The sequence below is a fragment of the Humidesulfovibrio idahonensis genome, from assembly GCF_054657715.1.
In genome coordinates this window covers 1,856,223-1,881,787 of sequence record NZ_BAAHYE010000003.1, presented here as the reverse complement: position 1 = coordinate 1,881,787, position 25,565 = coordinate 1,856,223, and the positions used below count along the sequence as shown (strand labels likewise).

Here is a 25,565-nt window from a genome sequence, read left to right as displayed (position 1 = left end):
GGCCCGTGAGCCGGAGCATCGCCAAGCGGGACTGCCCCCTGCTCCACGGCAGACCCCAAAAAAGAGCGGAGGAACCATGCGGCTCATCCGCTCTTCTGCTTTTGGCGAACGGCGGAGGCTTACGGGTGCGCTTTCCAAAAGGTTTCGCGCTCCACCCGGCATACACGCAGGCCGAACTCCTCATACCAATCCGCCATGCGGGCGCGCACAGCCACATGGCGCGGGTCGGCCTTGAAACGGGCGATGGACTCCAGCGAATCCCAATAGGACACGGTGATGCCCTGGCCGTCCTCCTGGCGCACGCTCTGCGCCCCCAGAAAGCCCGGCGCGGCCTCGGCCAGGCGGACCAGCTCCGCGGCGGCCTCGGCATAGCCGTGGTCCCCGGCAGTGCGCCGGGAGGAAAAGATGACGGCGTAGCAGGGCGACTGGGAGGCGGCGGAATCCATGCGGCTGCCCCTAGCGCAGGCCCTTGCCCTTGAGGAACGCGCTGTACTTCTTGTCCGTGCCCATGATGTGGTTCACCAGCCAGTCCTTGAGGAAGCGCATGATGTCCATGGTCACCTTGGCCTGGCCGCTCTTGAGCGCGGCCTCGAAGTCCAGCACCTGCTGCACCAGCTTGGCGTGGATTTCCTTGTGCCCCTTGGTTTCCGGATAGCCGTAGCGGTCGAAGTACTCCTCCTCCTGGCCGAAGTGCTTCACCGTGTATTCCTTGAGCCGCTCCACCACGCCCACCAGCACGGAGTCGGACTTGCGGGCGCGCATGCCCGCGTGCAATTCGTTGATGAGCCCCAGGAGCACCTTGTGCTGTTCGTCGATGAGGCGGATGCCCACGGAAAGATCGTCGGTCCAGGTCATGAGCTGGTCGCTGTTGGTCACGGCCGTGAGCTTGCCGCTGGCCATGGCCTGGATGATGGAGTCCAGTTCCTCGGCCAGGCCGGAGATCTCCACCACTACCTGAGTCGAGTGGTCCACGCTCTCGGCCGTCTCCTTGGCCACCTGGTTCACCTCGGCCACGCTGCGGTTGATCTCCTCGCTGGTGGCGGACTGCTCCTCGCTGGCGGTGGCGATGGAGGCCACCTCGAGGGCGGTCTGCTGGACGATGTCCACGATCTCCTCCATGGCCTTGCCGGACTGCTCGGCCATGCTGGAACTCTCGACGATGTCGCCGGCGGTGGCGTCCACGGCGATGACGTTCTCTCGCGCGCGTTCCTGAATGCTGCGCACGGAGTCGCCCACCTGCTTGGTGGCGACCATGGTCTTCTCGGCCAGCTTGCGCACTTCGTCGGCCACCACGGCGAAGCCGCGCCCGGCGTCGCCCGCGCGGGCGGCCTCGATGGCGGCATTGAGCGCCAGCAGGTTGGTCTGGTCGGCGATGTCGGAGATGACGCCCAGCACCTGGCCGATGCCCTCGGCCTGGTTGCCCAGGGTGGTCATGGTCTCCTTCAGGGCCAGAATGCGCTCCTTCACGCGGCCGATGCTGGCCACGGCCTCGCGCACGCCGCTGGCGCCCGCCAGGGCGTTGCCCTTGGAGCGCTCCGCGCTTTCGGCCGCGCTGCCGGTGTTGCGGGCGATTTCGAGAATGGCCTCGTTCATCTGCTCCATGGCCATGGTGGTGCTGGCCACGCGCTCGCGCTGCACCTTCACGTCCTTGCCCACGTGCTCCATGTTCTCGTTCAGCTCGCGCACGGCGCCGAAGATGCGCGTGGCGGCCTCCTTGGCCTTTTGCGAGGCCGCGTTCATGTTCTCCAAAAGGTCGCGCACGTTGGCCTCGGCCGTGCGGCTTTCGCTCAGGGCGCGCTCCACCTCGGCGGAGCGGCGTTCGGCCTCGGACTCCTTTTCGCGCGCGGCGGCTATGGCCCCGTCCAGGTGCTGCACCATCAGGCACATGGCGTCGCGCAGGGCGGCGTATTCCTCGGGCATGGCGGTCATGGGGCAGGCGCCGTCCTTGCCGGTGGAGACCGCGCGGGCATAGTCGCCCAAGGCGGCCAGCGGCAGCATCATCTGGGCGTGCACGGTCCACAGCAAAAAGCCGGCGCCGAGCATGGCCAGGACAAAGAGCAGGGTATGCACCCAGGACGAGGAGTCGGACATGAGGCCGTAGGTGAAGGAGGCGGCACCGCCGCCCAGCAGCACGGCGGCGGAGATGATGATCCGGATCTTGATGCTGGAGCTTGGGCTTGGCGCCTGTGGCATGGAAGAATCTCCTTGGCGGATGGGGAACGCAATGCCGCTTGCCGAAACCGGGCGGCGGTTACGAACGGGGGTAGTAACCCCTATCATTTCGGTAGGCGGACCACAACACATTACCCCTGGCCCCCCTTGCGCGATGATTGCGCTTGCTGTACGGGATTATTGGTAGAACCAGCAAAAGTCGTCGTCCCAAGGGGTTGCGCTCATGCGGGCAGTGCTGTCCATTCGCCTCAAGCTGCTGTTTTTGGCGGTGCTGGCCTCGCTGCCGGCGCTGGCGCTGGTGCTGTACACCGGCATCGCCGAAGAACGGCAGGCCCTGCGCGAGGCGGAAACGCGCGCCGCGCACATCACCAGCGACCTGGCCCAGCGCCAGCAGCAGCTCATCGCCAGCACGCGGCAGTTTTTGGCCACCCTGGCCCTTTTGCCCTCCGTGCGCGCCCTGGACGGCAAGACGAGCGCACAGCTGTTCCGCGAGCTGCTGGGCGCGAACCCCATCTACAGCGACATCATCCTGAGCACCCCCCAGGGCGCGGTGCTGGCCTCGGCCCAGAACCACACGCCCAATTTCAGCCTGCGCGAAGCCCCGTACTTCGCCGAGCTGTTCAAGACCAGGGCCTTTGTCCTTGGCGGCTACCGCAAAAGCCTCTCCACCGGGCTCGACGTGCTGGTCTGCGCCACGCCCGTGCCGGGCCCGCGGGGCGAGGTGCTGGGCATGGTCTCCACCGGCGTGCGCCTGGACATCATCGGCGACATGGTCCGCGACATCCAGCTGCCGCCCGGCTCCACCGTGTTCATGGCCGACCGCGAAGGCCGGCGGCTGTTCAACCGCCACTACCCGGACCCCAGGCCGGACCTCTACCCCCTGGGCGGCAAGGTGACCCTGAGCCAGCGCCGGCTGCTGGCCACCGCCGCGGCCGAGAGCCCCTTCTACGCCCTTGACCTCACCGGCCTGCGCCGCCTGTACGTCGTGCAGGAGTCCCGCCTGCGGGCGGACGAGCCGCCGAGCATCTACGCAGGGATCAGCCTGCCGGAAAACACCATCATCGCCGAGGCGCGCCAAGCGCTCCTGTCCGGTCTGGCCATTCTGGCTTCGGCTGCGTTTCTGACCGCCCTGGCCGCATGGCTGGCGGGCAAGAAGATCTTCGTGGAGCGCATAGAACGCCTAGCCATGGTGGCGGGCCGCTTCGCCGAGGGCGACCTTGCCGCCAGAACCGGCTACGCCGAAACGCAGACCGGCGGCGACGAGCTGGGGCAGCTCGCCCAGGCCGTGGACCGCATCGGCGCGGAGCTCTCCGCGCGGGAGGCGGAGCGCGAGGCCACCCTGGAGCGGTTGACGCGCACCCAGTTCGCCGTGGACAACGCCGGCGACGACATCTACTGGACCGACGAGCAGGGACGCTTCCTGTACGTGAACGCGCGCGCGGCCAAGAGCCTGGGGTATGCGCCGCAGGAGATGCAGGGCCTCACCGTGTTCGATGTGGACATGGACCTGGACCCCGCGCGCTGGGCGGAGATGCTGGCCCGCCTGTCGGCCACCAGCCCCATCAGCTGGGACACGCGCCAGCGCACGCGCCAGGGCGCCACGCTCAACAAGGAGATCACCATCAGCCTCGTGGAGGGCGGCGCCTCCCGCGTCGTCTTCGCCACCGGGCGCGACATCCGCGAGCGCCAGCGCCAGGAGGCCGTGCTGCGCTCCCTGCTGGACGAGACCGCCGCCGTCACCGGGCAGGAGTTCTTCCAGGCCTTCACCGCCAGGCTCGTGTCCATCCTCGGCGTCTATGCCGCCTTCATCGGGGAATACCTCGACACCCCGCCCACGCGCATGCGCACGTTGTCCATCTCAAGCGCGGACGGAAAGGCCATGTCGCGCGACTTCTCCCTCGCCGAGACGCCGGGCCGCGACATTCCGGACAACGGGTATTTGCTGGTGCGCAGCAATCTGCTCCAGCGCTACCCGGACACGGTGTTCTTCACGGAGGTCGGGGTGGACAGCTACCTCGGCGTGCCCATGCACAATGCCGACGGGCTCAGGATCGGGCACCTGTCCATCATGGACCGGCGGGCCATGCCCGATGACCCCTCGATCATCGCCACCCTGCGGCTGTTCGCCCTGCGCGCCAGCGCGGAGGTCATGCGCCTGCGCGCGGAGCGCGACCTGCGCGCCTCGCTGCGGGAAAAGGAAGTGCTGCTGAAGGAGATCCACCACCGGGTCAAGAACAACATGCAGATCGTCTCCAGCCTGCTCAGCCTGCAGGCGCGCGACGTGCAGGACCCGGCCGTGCTGGAGCTTTTGGCCCAGAGCCGGGCGCGCATCCTCTCCATGGCCCTGGTGCACGAAGACCTCTACCAGACCGGCAACCTGGCCCAGGTGGACTTCCGCCACTATCTGGAGCGGCTGGCCCAGCGCGTGGGCGCGGGCATGGCCGGGGCCCCCGGCATCAGCATCGAGCTTGAGCTGGACGAACTCTCCCTGGGCATCGACCAGGCCATACCCCTGGGGCTTTTGTGCAACGAGCTTTTGACCAACGCCCTGAAGCACGCCTTCAAGGGCCGCGAGCAGGGCACTGTGCGGGTGCTGCTCACCCACGGACCGGGCCAGGCCCAAATCACCGTGCGCGACGACGGCCAGGGCCTGCCCGCAAACTTCCGCCCCGGCGAGGGCAACACCCTGGGGCTCGAGCTCGTGTGGTCCCTGGCGGAGCAGCTGCACGGCGCGGCCGAGGCCAAAAACGACGGCGGCGCGGTCTTCACCGTGCGCTTTCCCCTGAGTTGACAATCTGTTGCGCTCGCGACAGCTCCCCCGTGCCCACCAAGCGCAAGGCCGCTCCCAGGCCTCGCGGCGGATTTTTGTTCAGTGTCGACTCCAGGACTCGCAGCCTCCCCCGCGTTGACGCCTTGCCGCCCTCCACGTAGAATCATCCAATGAGCACAATCACCCCCGGAACAGAGGCCCTGGCCCTGCGCGAAAAGCATTCCGCCGCCCTGGCCTCGGTGTTGGCGGCCCTTGCGCTGACGGGCATGAAGCTCGTGGTGGGCATAGCCTCCGGCAGCCTGGGCATTTTGTCCGAGGCCGCCCACAGCGCCCTGGACCTTGTGGCCGCCGGCGTCACCTTCTATGCCGTGCGCATCTCCACCCTGCCGCCGGACCGCAAGCACCCCTACGGCCACGGCAAGGTGGAAAACCTCTCGGCCCTGGTCGAAACCCTGCTGCTTCTGGGCACCTGCGTGTGGATCGTCTTCGAGGCCGTGAACCGCCTGCTGCACCCCAAGCCCGTGGAGGCCACGCTTTGGGCCGCGGGCGTCATGGCCGTGTCCATCGTGGTGGACTTCACGCGCTCGCGCATGCTGCTGGCCGCGGCCAGAAAGCACAACAGCCAGGCCCTGGAGGCCGACGCCCTGCACTTCTCCACGGACATCTGGTCGTCGCTGGTGGTGCTGGCGGGCCTGGGCGCGCTGGCCCTGGCCGACAGCCTGGACCCGGCCACGCCCCTGGCCCAGTGGCTGCACCGGGCCGACGCCCTGGCGGCCCTGGCCGTGTCCGGCATCGTCCTGTGGGTCAGCATCCGCCTGGGCCGGCAGGCCGTGGACGTGCTGCTGGACGCGGGCGTGCAGGAGGCCCAGGACGGCATAGAAAAGCGCGTGGCGCATCTGCCGGGCGTGCTCAGCGTGCGCCGGGTGCGGGTGCGCCAAAGCGGCCCGGCCAGCTTTGTCGACATGCTGCTGGGCGTGCGCGCGGGGCTGGAGCTGGAGGACGGCCACCAGGTGGTGTGCCAGGCGCGCGATGCGGCCCAGGCCGTGCTGCCCGGCGCGGACGTGCTGGTGGAGCTGCGGCCGGAGGAAGACGGCGCCGCGGGGCTGCTGGACCGCGCCAAGGCCGTGGCCGACACCTACGACCTGGGCGTGCACGACCTGGATTTGCGCCACGCCGACGGCGTGCTGCTGTTGAACCTGCACGCCGAGGTGCCGGAGTCCCTCTCCCTGGCCGAGGCGCACAAGCGCATCAGCGGCATGGAGGCCCAGCTGCGGGCCGAGCTCGGCGGCGCCTGCCACGTGGTGACGCACATAGAACCGCAGGGCGCGCACCCGGAGCCGGCCCTGGACGACCCGGAGAGCGCCGAGACCCTGCGCCTGGCCATCAAGGAGGTTGTGGACGAGACCCCCGGCGTGTGCGACCTGCACGGCCTGGTGCTCTTGCGCTCCGGCGCGCGGGTGTCCGCCTCGTTCCACTGCCGCATGCACCCGCAAACGCCCATCACCCAGGCCCACGACCGCACCGTGGCCCTGGAGGCCAGCCTGCGCGCGCGTCTGCCCCAGCTCATCCGCATCACCATCCACATGGAGCCGGACGAATCCGTGCCCGCCGCACTGGAGCAACCCATCACCTGACTTGTCGGTGTCTGGCCTGCCGGAGCGTGATCCGTCAGAGCCTCGCCTCTCGACTTCCAAACAGGCGGCGTCCAAACAGGCGGCGTCCAAGCGGACAACCGTTTGACCGCGCCTCGTCCCAGCGCTCGCAGTCCGACAGCCCAGCGCCTGGAACCGCCAAGCCTCTAACCCGCCGCCGGGGCAGCCATTTGAAGCCACGCCAAGGCAACGCCAAGCCAGCGCAGGAGCACGGCAAGGCCAGCGCGCGCCCTCACGCCGAAAAACCGCCCGCTCCCCCGGCTTGACAGCCATGCCCGCGCGGGCTAGCCAAACAATAGCTCAACACTCGCCAGAAACCCATCGGGTAACGGAAGACGGTGCAAATCCGTCGCAGACGCGCTGCTGTAACCGGGAAAAACGCCGGTCGCGCCCACTGAACCGCTCGCGGTTCGGGAAGGACGCGGCCACCAAGGCCGGGGGACGTGCCCCCGCCCGGAAGCCAGAAGACGACCCGAAACGGACGATAGTGCAGGCCTCGCGACCTGGGCCGCAGGACATTGAACGCCCCCCCGTCGGCGTTTCCGCTGGATTGTTCAGACAGACGGCTCAGCGCGCTCCCGCCCCCTCCAGTCTCTTGCGCCCTCGCTTCGCCTTGTGGTTCTGGCCAAAATCGGACGACCGGAGGTTACCGCATGTTGACGCACACTTTGGGCTTTCCCCGCATGGGCGCGGCCCGCGAACTCAAAAAGGCGCTGGAGGCGTTCTGGACAGGCGGCCCGCTGCGCGACGCAGGCCGCGGAGCGGAACGCGACGCCCTGCTCGAAACCGCGCGGAACCTGCGCCTGCGCCACTGGACCAGCCAGGTCCAGGCGGGTATCGACATCGTGCCCGTGGGCGACTTTTCCCTGTACGACCACATGCTCGACATGACCCTGCGCCTGGGCGCGGCGCCGGGCCGCTTCGGTCCGGCCGATGCGGACGGCGGCCTGGAGCGGTACTTCCGCATGGCCCGGGGCGGCGGCGAGGGCCAGGACCACGCGGCCATGGAGATGACCAAGTGGTTCGACACCAACTACCACTACATCGTGCCGGAGCTCACGCGCGGGCAACGCTTCGACCCCGACGCGCGCGACCTGCTGGACCAGCTGGCCGAGGCCCAGGCCGCGGGCTTCCGCGCCAAGGTGGTCTTGCCCGGCCCCTGCACCTTTTTGCACCTGAGCAAAAGCGTGGACGCGGGCTTTGACCGCTTCGAGCTTCTGCCCGCCCTCACCGAGGCCTACGCCAAGCTCATCGGCCAGCTGGCCCTGCGGGCGGAGTGGATACAGATCGACGAGCCGGTGCTGGCGCTGGACCTGCCGCAGCACCTGCCGCGCCGGTTCCGCAGCGCCCTGGTGCGGCTCACCCAGGCGGCCAAGCCCGCCAAGCTCATGCTCGCCACATACTTCGGCGGCGTGGCTCAAAACGCGGATGTCTACTCCGGCCTGGATCTGGACGCCCTGCACCTGGACCTGACGCGCGCGCCGGAGCAGCTTGCGGGCATATACGCCCACCTGGCCCCGCGCACGGCCCTATCCTTGGGCGTGGTGGACGGCCGCAACATCTGGCGCGTGGATGCGGACAAGGCCCTGGCCCTGCTGGACCACGCGGCGCGGGCCATAGGCCCGGAGCGCCTGCTCGTGGCGACGTCCTGCTCGCTGCTGCACTGCCCCGTGGACCTGGAGGGCGAAACGCGGCTGGCTCCGGAGCTGCGCGGTTGGATGGCCTTTGCCCTGCAAAAGTGCGGCGAGGTGCGCAAGCTGGCCGACTGCGCGGGCGGACTGGACCGCAGCCTGGGCCGCTCCTGCGCGGACTGGCTGGCCGAGAACCGGGGCATCCGCATGGCCCGCGCCCACAGCCCGCTTCTGAACAACCCGGACGTGGCCCGGCGCATGGCGGCCGTCGGCCCGGACATGCTGGCCAGGCCCCTGCCCTATGCCGGTCGGGCCGGGCTGCAGCGCGCGGCCCTCGGCCTGCCGCCCTTGCCCACCACGACCATCGGTTCCTTTCCACAAACCAAAGAGGTGCGCTCGGCCCGCGCCCGGTTCAAAAAGGGCGAGCTTTCGCCCGAGGGCTACAAGGCCTTCCTTGAGGACACCATCCACGACGCCGTGGGCACGCAGGAGCGTCTGGGGCTCGACATGCTGGTGCACGGCGAGCCGGAGCGCAACGACATGGTGGAGTACTTCGGCGAACAGCTGGCCGGCTTCTGCTTCACCCAGAACGGCTGGGTGCAAAGCTACGGCTCGCGCTGCGTCAAGCCGCCGGTGATCTACGGCGACGTGAGCCGCCCCGGCCCCATGACCGTGGACTGGAGCCGCTTCGCCCAGTCCCTGACCAAGAAGCCCATGAAGGGCATGCTCACCGGTCCGGTGACCATCCTCTGCTGGAGCTTCGTGCGCGACGACCAGCCCAGGGCCGAGACCTGCAGGCAGATCGCCCTGGCCCTGCGCGACGAGGTCTGCGACCTGGAGGCCGCGGGCATCAAGGCCATCCAGATCGACGAGCCCGCCCTGCGCGAGGGCCTGCCCCTGCGCCGCGCGGACTGGGACGCCTATCTGCTCTGGGCCGTGGACGCCTTCCGCCTGGCCGTGGGCGGGGCCGCGGCGCAAACGCAGATCCACACCCACATGTGCTACTGCGAGTTCAACGAAATCGTGGAGTGGATCGCCCGGCTCGATGCGGACGTCATCAGCATCGAGGCCAGCCGCAGCCGCATGGAGCTCTTGGAGGCCTTCCGCCGCTTTGAATATCCCAACGAAATCGGCCCCGGCGTGTACGACATCCACAGCCCGCGGGTGCCCGGCACGGCGGAGATGCTGGACCTCTTGCGCCGCGCGGCCGAGGTCATTCCGGCCGGCCGCCTGTGGGTCAACCCGGACTGCGGGCTCAAGACCCGCGCCTGGCCCGAGACCCTGGCCAGCCTGACGAACATGGTCGAGGCCGCGCGCCTGGCCCGCGCGGAGCTGACGTCCCGGTAGAGCGACACCGCCCGGCGCCGCCGCCTCGGCTTGGGGGGGCTGCGCCGGGCTTCTGCGGGGCGAACTTGAATAATCGGTCAACGCCCTGCCAAGGCGCCTTCAATCAGATTGCCATGCCCGGCAAACTGCTATAAGCTTTGGCATACAGTGGCAGTATTTCCCGCAGCCGCCTCCCCACTGCGACGGAGGAAGACATGGCCAAGAAGGACACCGAGGAAAAGCCCCTCTGCGACGCCACGGAACTGGCGGGCTTGGCTCCGGTCTCCATCATGTGCTTCAACTGCCAGGGTGACATCACCTTCGTCAACGACTGGCACATCCACAACTTCGCCAAAGACAAGCGCCAAAAGGAAGACTACCTCGGCAAGTCCATCTTCGACCTGCCGGGCATCGTCAGCTCCGGGCTGGCCCAGCACATCGAGGAAGTCTTCACCGGCCAGCCCATCCAGGTCGAGAACATCTTCACCTCGGAATTCAGCGGCGGGCAAAGCGGCTATCAAAGCATGCGCGCCATCCCGGTCAAGAAGGACGGCCGGCTCATCGGCGGCATCGTCATCCGCGAGGACGTGACCAAGTACGTGCTCTCCGAAAAAAAGGTCATCGACTCCGAGCGCAAGATCAAGGCCCTGCTCAACGCCAGCCAGGAATCGGCCATCCTCGTGGACAAGCAGGGCGTGTTCCTGGCCCTGAACGACGAGGCGGCCAAACGCCGGGGCAGCACGGTGCAGGATCTCATCGGCACCTCGTCCTACGCCTGCCTGCCCGAGGAAAGCGCCGCCCAGCGCCGCGACAAGCTGCGCATGGCCCTGCGCGAAAAAAGCCCCATCTGCTACCAGGAAGACCTGGAAGACCGCAGCAGCACCGTGTGCATCTACCCCGTCATCAACGACTCCGGCGAGGTGGACGCCCTGGCCGAGTTCTCCCAGGACATAACCCAGCAGATACGCCGCGAAAAAGAGCTGGTGAACGCCAGGATCATGGCCGAGAGCGCCAACGTGATGAAGTCGCAGTTTTTGGCCAACATCAGCCACGAGCTGCGCACCCCGCTCAACGGCATCCTCGGCATGGCCCAGGTGGGGCTCGCGAGCGACCCCGACGAGGAGCAGCAGGACTGCCTGGAGGTCATTCGCGACTCCGCCGTGCGCCTCACCAACGTCATCAACAACCTGTTGGATTTGGCGGACATAGAGGCCGGAGCCATAGAACCCATCATCAAGGAGTTCGACCTCGCCGAACTCATGCGCTCCATAGCCAACAACTTTTCCGTGCAGGCCAAACTCAAGGGGCTGGTGCTGGAGCTGAGCCTGCGCCAGGGCGTGCCCCACCGCGTCTGCGGCGACGAGTTCCGCGTGCGCCAGGTGCTGGTCTGCCTCATGAGCAATGCGCTCAAATGCACGGGCGCCGGGCGCATCGAAATGGGCGTGTCCCTGGCGGAGCAGCCCGGATCCGGGCAGACGCCGGACAAACGGCCCGGCGACCAGCCGGACGAGCACGCGCCGGACGGGGTGGACCTGGTCTTTCATGTGGAGGACACGGGCGTCGGCATCGAGGCAGAAAAGATGGAATGCATCTTCGACAGCTTCACCCTGGCCGAGGACGTGCTGACCAAGCGCCGCAGCGGCGTGGGCGTGGGGCTGTGCATCGCCCGCAACCTCGTCAACCTCATGGGCGGAGAGATTGCCGCCACTTCCTCGCCGGGCCGGGGCAGCCGCTTCTACTTCCGCCTGCGCCTTGCCCTGCCCCAGACCTGCGCCCAGGACGCCAAGCCCGCCAGCCAGCCGACGCCGGAGACCGAAGGCACGCGCATTCTGCTGGTGGAGGACGAGGTGATAAACCGCATGATGACCACCACCCTGCTGCGGCGCATGGGCTACACCGTGTTCCTGGCGGAAAACGGCGTGGAGGCCCTGCGCGCCCTGGACAAGGACAAGGTGGACGCCATCCTCATGGACATCCAGATGCCGCTCATGGACGGCATCGAGGCCACGCACCACATCCGCCGGGGCGAGGTGCCCGGCCTGGACAAGAGCGTGCCGATCATCGCCCTGACGGCCTACGCCCGCGAGAAGGACCGGAAGCGCTTCCTAGAGCTGGGCATGGACGACTTCGTGCCCAAGCCCCTGGTGGCGGAGGAACTGTTCCGCGCCCTGGAGCAGTGCCTGCTGCGCCGCAAGACCGCCCCCGCAAACTGAGAAGCCGCCCGGCGGCGCAAGGCCCGGAACGAAACAGCCCCGCTAGCGGCCCACGCTGCGCTGCAAAAGCACGAAGTCGGCCAAGGTCAGCAGCAGCATGGCCTTGAGCACCGGCACAATGCGCGGAATGGCGCAGATGTCGTGCCGCCCGCCGATGGTGATGCGCGCCGCCTCGCCCTTGCTGTTCACGGTCTGCTGCTCCCGCGAGATGGAAGGGATGGGCTTGACCGCCACGCGCACAATGAGCTCCTGCCCGCTGGCCATGCCGCCCAGAATGCCGCCCGCGTTGTTGGACAAGAACCCGTCCGGGGTCATGGGGTCGTTGTTCGCGCTGCCGGTGAGCCGCGCGGCGGCGAAGCCCGCGCCCACCTCCACGCCCTTCACCGCGCCCACGCCCATGAGGGCATAGGCCAGGCGCGCGTCCAGCTTGTCGAACACCGGCTCGCCCAGGCCCGCGGGCACGCCCGCGGCGCGCAGCTCAACAATGCCGCCCAGGGTGTCGCCCTCGGCCTTCACCGTGCGCACGCGCTGCTCCCAAAGGGGCACGCTCTCTGCATCGGCGCTGAAAAACGGCCGCAGAAGCGCGCCCGCAAAGTCGCGCCCGGCGGCCGGAATGCCGCCCAGCTCCACCGTGGCCGCGCCCACCGTGATGCCCTCGGCCTTGAGCAGCTCCTGGGCGATGGCCCCGCCCGCCACGCGCGCAACGGTCTCGCGCCCGGACGAGCGTCCGCCGCCCCGGTAGTCGCGCCGGCCGAACTTGGCGTCGTAGCCCAGGTCCGCGTGACCCGGCCGGTACACGTCCATGATGGCCGAGTAGTCGCGCGAGCGCTGGTCCTCGTTCATGACGATGAAGCCGATGGGCGTGCCCGTGCTCAGCCCCTCGAACACGCCGGAGAGCAGGCGCACCGCGTCCGACTCCTTGCGCGCCGTGGCCGCGACCCCGCCCTGGCCGGGTTTGCGGCGGTCCAGCTCCCGCTGGATGAGTTCCTCGTTGATGGCGATGCCCGGAGGACAGCCGTCCACGACGCCGCCCAGGCCCACGCCGTGGGACTCGCCAAAGGTGGTGAGCCGGAAAAGGGTGCCGATGCTGTTGCCGCTCATGGTTCCGTCCTTGTGCTAATCGTCCAGAAAATTCAGGCAGGCCGTGGCTCCGGCCGCAAAGTCCGAGCCGCCCGCAAGCTCCAGCACGGGCACGCCGCAAAGGGCCTCCAGGCACTGGGCCGCGGTGAGCCGCGCGGTTTTGAGCGCGCCGGGCAGATAGAACGCTCCCGGCGGCTTGCGCAGGGCCTCCAGCAAATCGGGCCGCTGGGCCAGCTCCACCCGGCGGGCCTGCATGGCTCCGCCGCCGTGCCGCCAGTTGAGCACCACCAGCCCGGCCAGGGGGGCCGCCAGGCGGAAGCGCGAAGGCCCGCCGGAGCGCGCTCCCGGCGCGGAGTCTGCGGCAAGACCGGAGCCCCCGCCGCAGCCGGAGAACTCACGGGAAGGACCACCGGCCAAGTTGCCGGGTGCATTGCCCGACGGACGGGCGCTTGGCGCGCTCGCCGGATTCTCACGAAGCTGGCCTCCGCGGGGCGGACCAAAGCAGGCGTCGATGATGGCGTCGTACTTGTCCTCCACGGCGTACAGCGCGGCGGCGGGCAAATCCGCGTAGGCCCGGCGCGAGGCCTCGGGCAGGGCGCGGGCCAGCAGCGGCGCCAGCTCCGGGTTGCCCAGCGCCGTGCCGGGGTTCAGGCGCGGATGCTTGGGAATGCCGTGCAGCACGGGTCTGCCAATGCTCCCGCAAGCGCAGCGCGGCTCCACCAGCACCCGGTCGTTGCTCAAAAAATCGCAGCCGCGCGCCACCAGATGCAGAGCCAAGGTGCTTTTGCCCATGCCCGCGAACCCGCACAGGGCCAAGGCGCGGTCGCCCGTGGTGTTGAGCGGGCCCTCATCAGCCAAAACGGCGCGAGGCAGCGGCACGCCGGGAAGGACCACCCCCGCCGCGTGGCCCAGCACCCAGCCCTGGGCCACGCGGCGCTCCATGTAGCGCGCGCAGATAAAATTCACCAGCTGGTTGCGGTTTTGGGCGCAGGGGCCCAGGGCGATGTTCCAGCCGCCGCCGAAGGCGAAGAGCATGCCCGTGGCCTGCTTGCGCACCAGGCGGCCGCCGCCGCCCTCTCCGGGCAGGTCCGCGGCGCGCTCCTTGTCCGGCCTTTTGCCGGGCAGGTGGGGCCGGGCGGCCAGCGCCACGGGCGGAGCCGCAACCGGGCCGTCGAGCAGCAGAAAGTTCAGGTCCGCCTGAGCGTCGTCCGCAGCGCCGTCCGCATTGCCTGCCGCGGCGAGAAACGGCGCAAAGTACCCGCGCAGATCGTCGATGACCGCCGCCGAGTTGGAGCGCACGCGCAGGGTCAGCTCCTCCAGCCCCAGGCAAAGGCTGTGGGGCGCGGGTTCGCGCGCGGCCAGCGCGCGGGCCGTGGCGTCAAACGACGGCACAGAGGCCAGGGACGGGCTCACCGCGCAAGCTCCTGCAGCACATGGGCCGCGAACAACTGCGCCACGTCGAGCCCGCGCGCCTGCAACAGCCCCCGGAACCCGCCAAAGGCCGAGACCTCGAAGATGTACGGCCCGGCCTCGGTGAGCGCCACGTCCACGCAGGTGAAGTCCAGACCGAAGGGCTCCTGCGCCCGGTGCGCCAGGTCGATGATCTCCTGCGGCGGGTCGAAGGCGGCGTAGCGGCCGCCGCTGGCCGTGCTGGTGCTCCAGGCGGCCTCGGCCCCGGCCGGGCCGCCCGCGCCTTTGCGCCGGGCATAGGTGCCCAGGTACTCGCCGCCCAGAAAGCACACGCCCAGATCCTGCCCGCGCAGCTCCACGGCCTGCTGGATGTACATGACCGGATTGCCGGCGCGGAAACCCGCCAGGGCCGTGGCGATCTCGCTGGGGTCCAGGGCTTCGGCGTCCAGAAGCGCCATGCCACGGGCCTTTGAGGTGAAAAGCGGCTTGAGCACGGCGCGGCCATAGGCGCGCACGGCGTCCAGGGCCTGGTCCGGGTCCTCGGTGATGGTGGTGGGCGGCAGGGGCATGCCCGCGTTGGCCAGGGTCACGCTGCAGGCCAGGCGGTCCACCAGGCGCAGAATGCGCGAAGGGTCGGAGAAGCAGCGCACCCCGTGCGCGCTCGCCACGCGCAGCATCTCCAGCCGGTCGATCATGTGCGGCGAGTAGCCGCGGGCGACCTTTTTGACGCACAGGGCGTCGAGCCCGCACAGATCCACGTCGCGGCCGTCCTGGTCCGGGCACCACAGCTTGCCTGCGCCCAGGTCGAGCCGTGCGCGGTCCAGGTCCACCAGCAGGCGCCGGCCCGTGGCCTGGCCCACGGCGTCGGCCAAAACTTCGGAGGACCAGCCCCCAGCGATTCCCACGACGGCGATGCGCACGGCGTTCTCCCCCATGCCCTAGTAGAACAGGATGGGCCTGGGCAGGCGGTAGGTCTCCCAGGGTTTGCCCGCATGGGCCACAAGGCCTTCCATGAGGTAGTGGGCGCGCAGGAACATCTCCCGCGCGAAGTCGTAATTGAGCTCGAAGCGCGTGCTGGTCATGAGCGAGCGGCCCAGGCCCAGCGCCAGCCGGGCCTGCCAGGCCTCGTCGCCGATGTCGTCGGCGAAGGCGCGCGAATGGTCGTAGAACGAGGCGATCATGTGGTTGATGCGCCGCCTGAGGCCCGGCTCGAAAATGGGCATGCGGAAGAAGGACACCAGAAACACCGAGGCGTCCTGGATGAAGTCTCCCCTATGGGTGCGGTGCAGGTCCACGTAGTGCACGCGCGGCGCGCCCTGGTCGAAGACGATGTTGTTGGCGTTGAAGTCGCCATGCAGAAGCACGGTCATGGGCGCGCGCAGGGTGGACTCCACGGCCCGGCACTGGGCGATGAGCTCTTCCGTCGAGGGAATGGCGGCCGCGCCCAGGCTGCGCTCCTGGCGGAAGAAATCCGGATGCACGTGGCGCACGGCGGGCATGCGCCGCTCCAGCTGCTCCATGTAGTCCACGGGCGTTTCGCCGCGCTCCAGCGTGGAGCGCCAAATGTCGCCCACGGTCTGCTCGAACACGAAGATGGCGTCCTCAAGCATCTCGGCCTCGGCCGTGAGCACAACCTCGGTCCAGGTGCAGCCGGGCAGAAACTCCACCAGCATGGAGGCGCTGTCGCCTTCCTCGTGGTAGCTGAAGATGCGCGGCCCGGTGCCGGGCGAAACCTTGGCCCAGTATTCCAGATTCTCGCGCTCGCGGCGGATCTTCTTGAGGTTGCCCTCCTTGAACACGCCGCCCTGGGTCGGATCGTCCAGGGCGTCCTGGGGCGCGTCCTTGGGGCTCACCCGGCCGATGCGGCAGCCGGAGCGCGTGCCCCAGATGGAGCGGAAGTCGATGTCGGCCACGTCGCCCTCGAACCCGGCGGTGGAGAGGGTTTGCTGCAGGGCCTGGAACTGCTCGATCTTGATCTTTTCGCCGATGACCGAAAAAAGCAGCGCCTCGCCGATGTTCAAAAGCGAGTCGCCGATGCGCTCCAGGTAGCGGAAGATGAAAATGGCGGTGACGCCGTTCTGCACGTCGCGCCCCTGGCGCAGCTCCTCCATCAGCGCGTCGAAGGCGTCCTTGTACAGCCGGTCCAGGTCGAACTCCGCCCGGCAGATGCCGAGAGCCCCGTTCACGTCCGCGCGGGAGCGTACTTCAAGAATGCGCGAGAGCCCCTCGTCGATGATGTCGAACAGCGGGCCGGGGTCCTGGCGCGAAAGCACGCTCAGGTCCTTCAGGTAGCGCATTTGCCCGGCGATGTTCACGCAGTAGTCGGCAATGCGCTCCAAATTGGCGGAGATGATCTGCAGGCCGCGGATGCGGTCGATGTCGCGCTTGGAGAGCCCGCGCGCGCTGTGGATGCGCGAGTAGCAGGCGTCCTCGACGATGTTCTTCAGGTTGTCGATGTAGTCGTCGCGCGAGACGACCTTGTCGTAGCCCGCGTGGGTGGGCGCGGCCACAAAGGCGCGCGTCTCGGCCATCTGGCTCGTCACCTCGAGCACGAGAAAGCGGAAATTCTCCTCCAACCCCTCCAGACCGCTCATGTCAGGCCTCGATCTTCAGGGTTTCGCCGGCCTTGGGCGCGTCCTCCTCCGGGCAGCGCCAGGAGATGGTGAGGGAAAGCCGGCCGGAGCGCCCGCGCTTTCTGGCCTTCACGGTGAAGGTCAGCAGGTCCGTGGGCTGCAGCACGAACTGCTCCTGCCCGGCGGCCACGGCCAGCCGCCCCTTGCTCAGGCCGTCCATCACGGCCTCCAGATACTTGCGGATGCTCTCGGCGTCCTGCATGGATTCAAACACGAACTTCTGGTCTGTGCCCATGAGCCCCCCTTGGCCTGATCGTCCAGACATGATCGTCCGGCAGCTGTGCGGCCTAGCCGTCCAACCGGGCGGAATATTCTTCAATGACGCGCGCGCGGTCCATGTCCGCCACGATGAGCTTCTTGCCGATGGAGAGGTCGTCCCAGGCGGGCTGCAGGCCGATTTCGCGGCTGGCCTTGGCCGGGTCGCTCACGGGCAGGGTCTTTTCGCCCATGTGGGTGTCGTCGCCCATGAACACCAGCATGCGGCGTTCGCCGTTGCCGCGCCTGCGGTTCTTCTCGTACAGCACGGAGATGAGGAACTCCGTGTAGCGCTGCGACTGCGGGTTCCACACCTCGTAGCCGTCCACGTCGTAGCTGGCCAGCAAAATGGGCCAGAACTGCTCCGGGTGCGGAATGACCACGCCGCCGCCCAGGGCGCGCGCTTCCTCGATGAATTCCGTGGTGCGGTAAAAATACGTGAGCGGGAACTGCGCCTTGACCACGGCCTTGACCTCTTTCAAGAACACCTGCACGCGGTTGGCCGCGGCCTCGCCCAGAAGCGGGCGCAAGCCGTCCACAAAGTTGCGCACCAGCTTGTTCTTGATGGCGTCCACGGGCATGTCGCCCGCGTGGCGGTTCATGAGCGCCTCCAGCTTGAGGCAGCAGGCCCGCGCCAGGTCCACCAGCTCCGGCTCGGCGCCGGCCTCCTTGGCCGCCTGGGCCAGCCGGGCCTCGTCCGGCCGGGTGACTGTGGTCAAATAGTCGAAGAGCTGGCTTTGGCGGTAGGCGTGGGTGTGCGCCAGCATGCTTTTCAGCACATGGGCCTCGCCCAGCTTCTCGGTGCGGAAGTGCAAAAGCAGCTGCACCTTCTGGTTGAACCCGCGCGAGTAGCAGTCCACCTCCACCCCGGTGTACGGGCCGTACTCCAGCAGCTCGTTGTGCTGGGTGGGAATGATGAGGCTTTTGCGCATGGCCGGGTAGCTGGCCTCTATGCGCCGCTTGATGAGGGCCAGGGGCACGTGCTCCGGGTGCCAGTGCACGGCCAAAACGGAGTCCTGCGCGGGCTGCACCGCGCCGGGCGTCAAAATGCGCGCCTCGGCCTTGGCGTCAAGCTTCGTGTCGATGAGCCGGGCGAAAAGCCGCTCGTCGAACTCGGTCACTTCCGGCGTGACGGGTTTGACCGTCAGGGCGTTGCAGCCCTCGTGCTGTTGCTGGCGCGTCATCCGTGCTCCTTGCCCGCAATGCCTGGGTGAAATCGCGGGGTGAAATTTTCGTTGCCGGACCTTAGCGGAACTGGGCGTGGCAGGCCGACTTGCGCCGCTCCAGCCGCGCCAGCACCTCGGCCAGGGCGGCGGCATCGCGCGCGGATGCCGTCCGGCGCAGGGCCCGCGCGTCCTCCATGAACACCTGGTTGGCCCGGGCCAGCTCGGCGGCCTCCGGTCCGTGCGGCGAAAGCAGCGGCTGGGCCGTCTCGGTCATGGACTCGCACAGGGCCAGAAAGGACTCCAGCACGTCCGGCGCGGGCAGCGCTCCGGCCTGGGCGGCCTTCTGCAAAGCCTTGTAGTCCGCCTGCATGAGCTTCTTGAGCTGGCGGTACTTCTCCCGCCCGCGCTCCGCGGAGTCCGCCTCGCGCGCGCCGCCGCCCTTGCCCTCAATCCTGCGGCCCACGGATTCGTCGTCCGGCGCTCTGTCCTCGTCGCGCCGGGCCTTGAGCTTCACCGCATAGCCCGCGCCGCCGCGCAGGACCTCAAGCTCCAGCTCGCGCGGCTCGCGCGGGAACCCGGCCAAAAAACCGGCGGGCCTGCCCTCCAGGGCGTCCGCCAACTGCCGCAGCAGTCCGGGCAGGTCGGCCGCGGCGATGTTCTTCTCAAGCTTCCAGGCGCCCATGGGAACTCCTTGCCGTGGCCGGCTTCGCTATGCCGTGGCGCGCCGCATGTGGACGCGCGGTCGCACGGCGGTCCTCGTCAGGCCGCAACATGCGGTGTCCGCCGTTTCCGTGTTCCGCCCCTGCGCTGCGTGCGCCGGACCATCCGGCGCCTTCTTGACGCCCCAAGGTCCCCATTCAAGCGGGCTGACGCGCACAAGCCTCGCGAGCCGGCGCGCGCCCGCTTTCAGACACGCCTTCGGGCGCGCCTTTTGGCGCAAATGACATCCTATGAAATTCGCCCGCGTCCGGCAACAGCGGGCGTGATTCCGCCCAGGCGCGTTATCTCGGCCAGGGCCAGCTCGACCAGCTCCGGCAGGGGCGTTTCCGCCGGGAGCACGGCATGGGCGCAGGCCAGGTAGAGGGCGCCGCGCTCGGCCAGCACCTGGCGCACCTCGCCTGCCACGCCGCCGCCGGTGAGGGAGGGCCGCTGGGCCTCGAGGGGATCGCGCGCGAGCCGCCCGGCCAGCACCTCGGCCGGGGCCTTCAAATACAGCACGACGCCGCGCTCGAGCATGTCGCGGTTGTCCTGCATGAGCACAATGCCGCCCCCGCACGAAACCACCTGGCCGGAGAACACGGCCACCTCGGCCAGGGCCACGCTTTCGGCCTCGCGGAAGGCCTCCCAGCCGCCGGCGTCCACCAGGTCGGCCACGGTTTTGCCCGTGCGCAGGCGCACGCGCCGGTCCGTGTCCACAAAGGGCCGCTTGAGCCGCGCCGCCAGCTTGCGGCCCAGGGTGGTCTTGCCGCTGGCCCGCGCGCCGATGAGATATATGTTCCGCTCGCCCGACATGCTTGCGCCTCCCGCCTGTTCTTCGCCGCTCCGGAGACCGGCGGCAGCGCCGGCCTTCCGCCGGTCCGGCCACGGCTTGCCGCCGCGCCGCGCCGCCGCCTCCGGCGAGCCGCCACTGTAAGGCAAATCGTTGCCGGAGACAAACGCCTGCGCGCACCGCAAAGGGCCGCGCGCGCCCGCTCCTTGCATCCGGGCGCGCTTCAGCCTAGAATGGTCGCCTTCCGGGCTCCGCCGGACCTATTCCACACGCAAGGAACACCAATGAAAACCGCTATTTTTGGATTCTCCGGCTCCGGCAAGACCGACATGTTCGCCGCCCTGGCGGGCGAAAAGGCCGCAGTCGCCGGCAACCGCGCCATGGTCAAGGTGCCGGAGCCCCGCCTCGACCCGCTCATCAAGCTCTTCAACCCCAAGAAAATCACCCTGAGCGAGATCGAATACCTGGACGTGACCGGCGGCGGCGGCAAGGCCGGCGGCCTGGGCGAGCGCGTGCTGAACGAAATCCGCCCCTATGACTGCCACCTGTGCATGCTCGACGCCTTCACCGGCCTCTCCGATCCCAAGGAGCAGTACGGCGCGGTGGAGGCGGACCTGCTGGTGAGCGACCTGGCCGTGGTGGAAAAGCGCCAGGAGCGCATGGCCAGCGACAAGAAGAAGAACAAGGACCTTGTGGACAGCAAGGAAGAAGAGTGCCTGGCCAAGGCCCGCGCCATGCTGGAGGACGAAAAGCCCCTGCGGCTCGACCCGGCCCTGTGCGCCGAGCCCTCCATGCGCGGCTTCCGCTTCCTTTCCGCCAAGCCGATCCTCTACGTTTGGAACGTGGCCGAGACCGCCATGGACACCTACCAGGTGCCCGCCGACGGCGACGGCCAGATGCACATGATGGTCTCCGCCCGGCTGGAGCGCGAGCTCGCCGCCATCGAGGATCCCGAGGAGCGCGCCATGTTCCTCACCGACCTGGGCCTCACCGAGTCCGCCCTCGACAAGGTCATCAGCCGCACCTACAAGCTGCTGGGCCTCATGAGCTTCCTCACCGCCGGCGACAAGGAAGTGCGCTCCTGGCCGGTGCGCGTGGGCGCCACCGCCCCGGAGGCCGCGGGCGTCATCCACACGGACTTCCAGAAGGGCTTCATCCGCGCCGAGGTCATCGGCTACCAGGACTTCCTCAAGGCCGGCGACTTCAAGAAGGCCAAGGAGCTGGGCCTGGCCCGGCTGGAGGGCAAGGACTACATCGTGCAGGACGCCGACATCATCGAGTTCCGCTTCAACGTGTAGCCCGGGCGCCAGGCCCGCAACGTCCAACCCCGGAGGCCCCTATGCCCGGCGACACCTTGCACGAAGTGCTCCTCGACCTCTCGCGCTGCAACGCCTGCTCCGGCTGCGCCGAAATCTGCCCGGAAGTGTTCGGCTGGGACGAGGACATGGCCCGGCCCTACCTCAAGCGCACCTTCGCCACCCACGACGAGGTGCGCGAGGCCATCGCCCTGTGCCCCAAGCGCTGCATCAGCGCCGAGGGCTGGGAAGAGGAAGACTATTAGACAACGGCGCGCGCGCCCAATCCGCTTGCCCGTCCCCAACGAAAAAAGTCCTCCCGACGCCGCGGCGCCAGGAGGACTTTCTCGTTTCAAGGCCGGCCCAAAAGGCGGCGAGGCCTGCTCGGTCTAGTTCACGCGCTTCCAGGCGTTCAGCTCCGAAGGGCCCATGATGCGCGGGCCCATGGTTTCGCGGAAGGTGGAAAGCGGCTCGGCGGCGCTGTGCACGTCGAGGGCGGCCTGATTCTGCCAGCGCTCGTAGAAGAGCACCCGGCGCGGGTCTTCGGCGTGGACGTGGGCGGAGTACTCCAGGCAGCCCGGCTCCTGGCGCACGGCGGCAACGAGCTTGGCCAGGGCCTTCAGCACGGTGTTGTCCACGGCTTCGTGAAAGGTCATGGCGGCCGAAAGGGTGACGATATTCTGCTCCAGCATGACATTCTCCTGCTTGTTCATTTGATTTTTTCCAGGCGGCGGGAGACTACGCCCGGCCCGCGGGCAAGGCAATTCCCGTCTGGCCCTGTTGCCGAATTGTCACAAAACAAGAGGGTTCCTCCCGGCGCTTTCGCCACCGGGAAGAACCCTTCTCGTTGCACTCGTTTTTCACTTGCGGGCCGCCGCCGCAACGCGGTCCTGCCCACCCCTCCGAGTGGGCCGAGGGGCGAGGCCGGAGGGGCAGACGCTCTTCGTCTTTGCCCTACTTGCTCTTGGCGTACCAGCCGCTGGACTTGGTCAGCAGGTCCTGCACGCGGCCCACAAGCGCGTGGGGATCGGTCAGGTAGCCCTCCAGCAACAGTGCGGACTCGAAGAGCTGGCGCGCGGCCTGCTCCACAAAGGCGTCGCTGCCGTCGGCCTGGTTCAGGTCGGCCAGGTTGCGGATGAGCGCGTGGGTCGGGTTCAGCTCCAGCACCTTCTTGGGCACGGAGTTGTCGTGGTTCATGGAACGCATGATCTTGTCCATGCTGGAGGTGGTGTGGCCGTCCGGGTTCACCAGGCAGCAGGGGCTGCCCGTGAGGCGCGAGGACGCGCGCACGTCGGCCACGCCGTCGCCCAGCACGGCCTTGACGCGCACGAGCAGGGCCTCGAGGGCGTCCTTTTCCGGGGCCGGGGCGCTGTCGGCCGGGGCTGCGGTCTCCACGTCGGGCAGTTTGGCCAGGTCCTCGGGCTTGGCCACCTCGGCGGGCACCAGCTCAAAGTCCTTGTGGGTGTGCAGGGCGTCCATGACGAACTCGTCGATGGGCTCGAAGAGGTAGAGCACCTCGACGCCCTTCTTGCGGAAGATCTCCAGGTGCGGATTGAGCTTGAGGGCCTCGCGGCTGGGGCCGAAGGCGAAGTAGATCTTCTTCTGGTCCGGCTTGGCGCGGGCAATGTAGTCCTCGAAGCCCATGAGCTCCTCGGCGCTTTCGCAGGCGCTGGAGTTGAAGCGCAGCAGGCTGGCGAAGGTCTCGCGGTTCGCGAAGTCCATGTAGCCGGCCTTGAACACGCGGGCGTGCTCGCGCCAGAACTTGGCGTACTTGTCCTTGTCCTCCGCCATTTTGGAAAGCTGGCCCAGCAGCTGCTTGGTGAGGGTGGTGTTGATCTTGCGGATGAGGCGGTTGTCCTGCAGCGTCTCGCGGCTGATGTTCAGGGGCAGGTCCTCGGTGTCGACCACGCCGCGCGCGAACATGAGGTACTGCGGGATGAGGTCCTTGTTCTGGCGCTGGATGAGCACCCGGCGCACGTAGAGGTCGAGGCCCCAGTCCTCGCGGTCGAAGCCCATGAAGTCCTTGCTCTTCTCGGGGATGAAGCACAGGGCGTTGAACTGCACGGGCGCGTCCACGGAGGTGTGCAGCACATCCATGGGCTCATCCAGATCATAGGTCAAAAAGGAGTAGAACTCCTTGTACTGCTCCTTGGTGATCTGGAACTTGGGCTCGCGCCACAGGGCGGGCACGGTGTTGGCGCGCTCGCCGTTGACCATGATGGGAAAGCCGATGAAGTTTGAGTGCTTGCGGATGATGTGCTTGAGGCCCTCCACATCGGTGAACTGCTCGGCCTGGTCGTCCTTCAGGCGCACCTCGATGGACGTGCCGCGGCTGATGGCCTCGGCGCCGTCGCAGGGGGTGATCTCGCTGATGGTGTAGGCGCCCTGGCCGTCGCTGGTCCACTCCACGCCCACCGAGCCTTCGCGGTGGCTCCTGGTGCGGATGCGGACGCTGTCGGCCACCATGTACACGGAGTAGAAGCCCACGCCGAAGCGGCCGATGATGCCGTCCGCGCTGCCGCCGGACTCCTTGAGGGCCTTGAGGAAGCTGGCCGAGCCGGAGTGGGCGATGGTGCCGATGTTCTCCACCAGTTCGGCCTCGGTCATGCCGATGCCGTTGTCGGAGATGGTCAGGATCTTCTTGTCCTTGTCCGCCTCGATGCGGATCTCCAGCGGCGCGTCGTCGCCGGAGTCGGAGTCGGCGGTGGTGATGCGCAGCTTGTCCAGCGCGTCGGAGGCGTTGGACACCAGCTCGCGCAGGAAGATTTCGCGCTCGGTGTACAGGGAGTGGACGAGGATTTCGAGCAGCTGCTTGATTTCGGCTTTGAATTCGTAGGTTGCCTGTGCGGCCATGGGCGACTCCTTTCTGCTTGTGTCGATGAAACCTGCAACATTTAGCCGTCAACCGCACAAGGCCCCGCAAGAAGCGGGGCCTTGGCTGGGCTGATGGAGGATTCGAGCCGTTTGCGGGGAGGAGGATCCCCGCTGACGAAAGGTGTGGCTCTTCCGTCTTGGCCTTAGGTAGTCACGGCCTTGATCTTGTCAAGAAGGTACTTTTCCATCTCGCGGCGGTCTTTGCGCAGGCGGATGAGCTCGGACTCCAGCACGGTGAGCTTGGCCTTGAGCTCCGCGTTTTCCGCGGCCATGCGCGAAACCTCGTCCGCGCTCGCGTCCAGCCGTCCGCAGGTGTCCTGCACCACGGCCTTGATGGCGTTGAGCTCCTCGGCATCGAGCCCCGGCGGCAGCGCGCCCAGCTCTTCGCCGGGGGCCAGCGCCGCGCGGCCGGAAAGATGCTGGCGCAGGCCCTCGCCTATGCTTCGGGCGATCTCCTGGCCCATCTCCTTGCCCATGGCCGCGGCCATGCGCATGGCGGTTTCGGCCAGGGCGGCGTCGGAGGCGGCCTCACGCGGGTTGCGCGAACCACCGCGCACGGAGAACGGGGCCTCGCCGCCGGGAGCCAGCGGGTCGCCGTCCATGGACGCGGTGAGGGGAAAATTCTTGCCCAGGGTCTCCATGACATCCTGGGCGCTGTGCCCCAGGCTGAACATCTCGGCCACGACGCGGAACACCTCCACGGCCTCGGGCCGGAAGCGTTTCTGCCGTCCCGAGCCGGAGCTGGGCAGATGCTGGGCAAAACGGTTCTTCCAGTAATGCACCGTGGACTCGGGAACGCCCAGCTTACGGGCGATTTCGGCCACGGAGAGCAAGCGTTCGTCCGGCGACACTGGCAGCCTCCTCAAGAAAAATGGGCGCGAACCGGCAGGGACGGGGGGTTGGTTCCTGCAAACGCATACATCAAGCGGGCGCTGCCCACAAGAGAGGGCGGGTCGCGGCGGGAAAAAAGCCCGGCGGGCCGGGAAAAATCCGCAGCCGGAACAGGAAAAAGAGCGGCGGATGCTTGACAAGTATTTTGCTTTTGCAATATTTCTTACTTATAAATTTTCGAAACAGAAAATTTCAGGCAGGAAAATCCACCAATGAAAAATGTTCTCGATGTCGCCGACCGCAAGCTAGTGGCCGCCCTTGCCAAGGACGGACAGGCCTCGTCCGCCGAACTGGCCGAGAGCCTCGGCGTCACCGCGCCCACCATCCGGGCGCGCATGAAGAACCTCATCAGCCAGGGGCTTTTGCGCGTGGCCGGGCTAGTGGACCCCTTCCAGGTCAAGGGCCTTTCCGTGGCCCTGGTCGGCATTAAGCTCCAGACGCAGATGCAGCTTGACGAGAAGCTTGAGGAGATTTCGCTGCTGCCGGACGTGAACTGGGTGGCCGCGGTCACCGGGCGCTACGACATTTTGGTTGAGGTTGTGACCAGCGAGGACATCGCCGATCTGTACAACTTCCTCGACCAGGCGCTTTCCGGCGTGGGGGGCATCGCCTCCAGCGAATCGTTTGTGGTCATGAAGGCCAGGCGCAAGTGGATCCCACTGCCCAAGGGCGCGCGCACCTGGTTCAGCGAGTAGGCACCAACTTTTA

The 25,565-nt window shown here is 67.9% G+C and carries 20 protein-coding genes and 1 riboswitch; of the genes, 7 read left to right on the top strand and 13 right to left on the bottom strand.

The genetic code is table 11. The annotated features are described in order from the left end of the window. Positions 1 to 119 precede the first annotated feature (119 nt). A complete protein-coding gene (locus tag ACYQ4W_RS14655; protein WP_459858092.1) occupies positions 120 to 446 on the bottom strand; it encodes an antibiotic biosynthesis monooxygenase family protein in 327 nt (108 codons plus the stop codon). Between the two features lie 10 nt (positions 447 to 456). Then, positions 457 to 2,193, bottom strand: a complete 1,737-nt coding sequence (locus ACYQ4W_RS14650; protein ID WP_459858090.1) for a bacteriohemerythrin — start codon at positions 2,191 to 2,193, stop codon at positions 457 to 459. Positions 2,194 to 2,395: 202 nt separating this feature from the next. Here ACYQ4W_RS14650 and ACYQ4W_RS14645 point away from each other — a divergent pair, with 202 nt between their 5' ends. The 4 genes from ACYQ4W_RS14645 to ACYQ4W_RS14630 all read left to right on the top strand — a co-directional run bounded on the left by ACYQ4W_RS14645 (position 2,396) and on the right by ACYQ4W_RS14630 (position 11,764). Beyond that, positions 2,396 to 4,963, top strand: a complete 2,568-nt coding sequence (locus ACYQ4W_RS14645; protein ID WP_459858088.1) for a sensor histidine kinase — start codon at positions 2,396 to 2,398, stop codon at positions 4,961 to 4,963. Between the two features lie 149 nt (positions 4,964 to 5,112). Next, on the top strand, positions 5,113 to 6,576 hold the full coding sequence (locus ACYQ4W_RS14640; RefSeq protein ID WP_459858087.1) for a cation-efflux pump: 1,464 nt from the start codon (positions 5,113 to 5,115) through the stop codon (positions 6,574 to 6,576). Between the two features lie 348 nt (positions 6,577 to 6,924). Continuing rightward, positions 6,925 to 7,063: riboswitch (cobalamin riboswitch) on the top strand. Between the two features lie 184 nt (positions 7,064 to 7,247). Continuing rightward, entirely contained in the window at positions 7,248 to 9,572 is a 2,325-nt protein-coding gene (gene metE / locus ACYQ4W_RS14635) for a 5-methyltetrahydropteroyltriglutamate--homocysteine S-methyltransferase (RefSeq protein WP_459858086.1), read from the top strand. Between the two features lie 194 nt (positions 9,573 to 9,766). Then, positions 9,767 to 11,764 (top strand): PAS domain-containing hybrid sensor histidine kinase/response regulator, encoded by a 1,998-nt coding sequence (locus tag ACYQ4W_RS14630; protein ID WP_459858084.1) that lies wholly within the window; start codon positions 9,767 to 9,769, stop codon positions 11,762 to 11,764. A gap of 42 nt (positions 11,765 to 11,806) precedes the next feature. Here ACYQ4W_RS14630 and aroC read toward each other — a convergent pair whose 3' ends face one another. From aroC to aroL, 8 genes are all read right to left on the bottom strand, one after another. Further along, on the bottom strand, positions 11,807 to 12,865 hold the full coding sequence (gene aroC, locus ACYQ4W_RS14625; protein WP_459858082.1) for a chorismate synthase: 1,059 nt from the start codon (positions 12,863 to 12,865) through the stop codon (positions 11,807 to 11,809). A gap of 15 nt (positions 12,866 to 12,880) precedes the next feature. Continuing rightward, positions 12,881 to 14,257, bottom strand: a complete 1,377-nt coding sequence (locus tag ACYQ4W_RS14620) for an HprK-related kinase B (protein ID WP_459858081.1) — start codon at positions 14,255 to 14,257, stop codon at positions 12,881 to 12,883. Beyond that, positions 14,254 to 15,174, bottom strand: coding sequence for a GAK system ATP-grasp enzyme (locus ACYQ4W_RS14615; RefSeq protein WP_459858080.1), 921 nt, complete (start codon positions 15,172 to 15,174; stop codon positions 14,254 to 14,256). Before ACYQ4W_RS14615 ends, ACYQ4W_RS14620 begins: the two co-directional genes overlap by 4 nt. Positions 15,175 to 15,192: 18 nt before the next feature. Then, a complete protein-coding gene (locus tag ACYQ4W_RS14610) occupies positions 15,193 to 16,848 on the bottom strand; it encodes a PhoU domain-containing protein (RefSeq protein ID WP_459858079.1) in 1,656 nt (551 codons plus the stop codon). 1 nt (position 16,849) lies between these two features. Then, positions 16,850 to 17,122, bottom strand: a complete 273-nt coding sequence (locus tag ACYQ4W_RS14605) for an amphi-Trp domain-containing protein (RefSeq protein ID WP_459858078.1) — start codon at positions 17,120 to 17,122, stop codon at positions 16,850 to 16,852. A 52-nt stretch (positions 17,123 to 17,174) separates the two neighbouring features. Further along, positions 17,175 to 18,326, bottom strand: a complete 1,152-nt coding sequence (locus ACYQ4W_RS14600) for a hypothetical protein (RefSeq protein WP_459858077.1) — start codon at positions 18,324 to 18,326, stop codon at positions 17,175 to 17,177. A gap of 61 nt (positions 18,327 to 18,387) precedes the next feature. Beyond that, entirely contained in the window at positions 18,388 to 18,990 is a 603-nt protein-coding gene (locus ACYQ4W_RS14595) for a GAK system XXXCH domain-containing protein (RefSeq protein ID WP_459858075.1), read from the bottom strand. A 266-nt stretch (positions 18,991 to 19,256) separates the two neighbouring features. Then, positions 19,257 to 19,820, bottom strand: a complete 564-nt coding sequence (aroL, locus tag ACYQ4W_RS14590) for a shikimate kinase AroL (protein ID WP_459858072.1) — start codon at positions 19,818 to 19,820, stop codon at positions 19,257 to 19,259. 261 nt (positions 19,821 to 20,081) lie between these two features. On the opposite strand from aroL, the gene ACYQ4W_RS14585 reads away from it, so the two are divergent. Both ACYQ4W_RS14585 and ACYQ4W_RS14580 read left to right on the top strand, forming a co-directional pair. Next, positions 20,082 to 21,095: a DUF933 domain-containing protein gene (locus ACYQ4W_RS14585; protein ID WP_459858070.1), complete on the top strand. Its 1,014-nt coding sequence runs from the start codon at positions 20,082 to 20,084 to the stop codon at positions 21,093 to 21,095. Positions 21,096 to 21,136: 41 nt separating this feature from the next. After that, positions 21,137 to 21,358, top strand: coding sequence for a ferredoxin (locus tag ACYQ4W_RS14580; protein WP_459858067.1), 222 nt, complete (start codon positions 21,137 to 21,139; stop codon positions 21,356 to 21,358). Between the two features lie 123 nt (positions 21,359 to 21,481). Here ACYQ4W_RS14580 and ACYQ4W_RS14575 read toward each other — a convergent pair whose 3' ends face one another. The 3 genes from ACYQ4W_RS14575 to ACYQ4W_RS14565 form a co-directional block, all read right to left on the bottom strand. Continuing rightward, positions 21,482 to 21,784, bottom strand: coding sequence for a putative quinol monooxygenase (locus ACYQ4W_RS14575; RefSeq protein ID WP_459858064.1), 303 nt, complete (start codon positions 21,782 to 21,784; stop codon positions 21,482 to 21,484). Between the two features lie 262 nt (positions 21,785 to 22,046). Continuing rightward, positions 22,047 to 23,945, bottom strand: coding sequence for a molecular chaperone HtpG (gene htpG / locus ACYQ4W_RS14570; RefSeq protein ID WP_459858062.1), 1,899 nt, complete (start codon positions 23,943 to 23,945; stop codon positions 22,047 to 22,049). A 164-nt stretch (positions 23,946 to 24,109) separates the two neighbouring features. Continuing rightward, positions 24,110 to 24,817, bottom strand: coding sequence for a MerR family transcriptional regulator (locus ACYQ4W_RS14565; protein ID WP_459858060.1), 708 nt, complete (start codon positions 24,815 to 24,817; stop codon positions 24,110 to 24,112). Between the two features lie 252 nt (positions 24,818 to 25,069). Here ACYQ4W_RS14565 and ACYQ4W_RS14560 point away from each other — a divergent pair, with 252 nt between their 5' ends. After that, entirely contained in the window at positions 25,070 to 25,552 is a 483-nt protein-coding gene (locus ACYQ4W_RS14560) for an Lrp/AsnC family transcriptional regulator (protein ID WP_459858058.1), read from the top strand. The last annotated feature ends 13 nt before the right edge of the window (positions 25,553 to 25,565 follow it).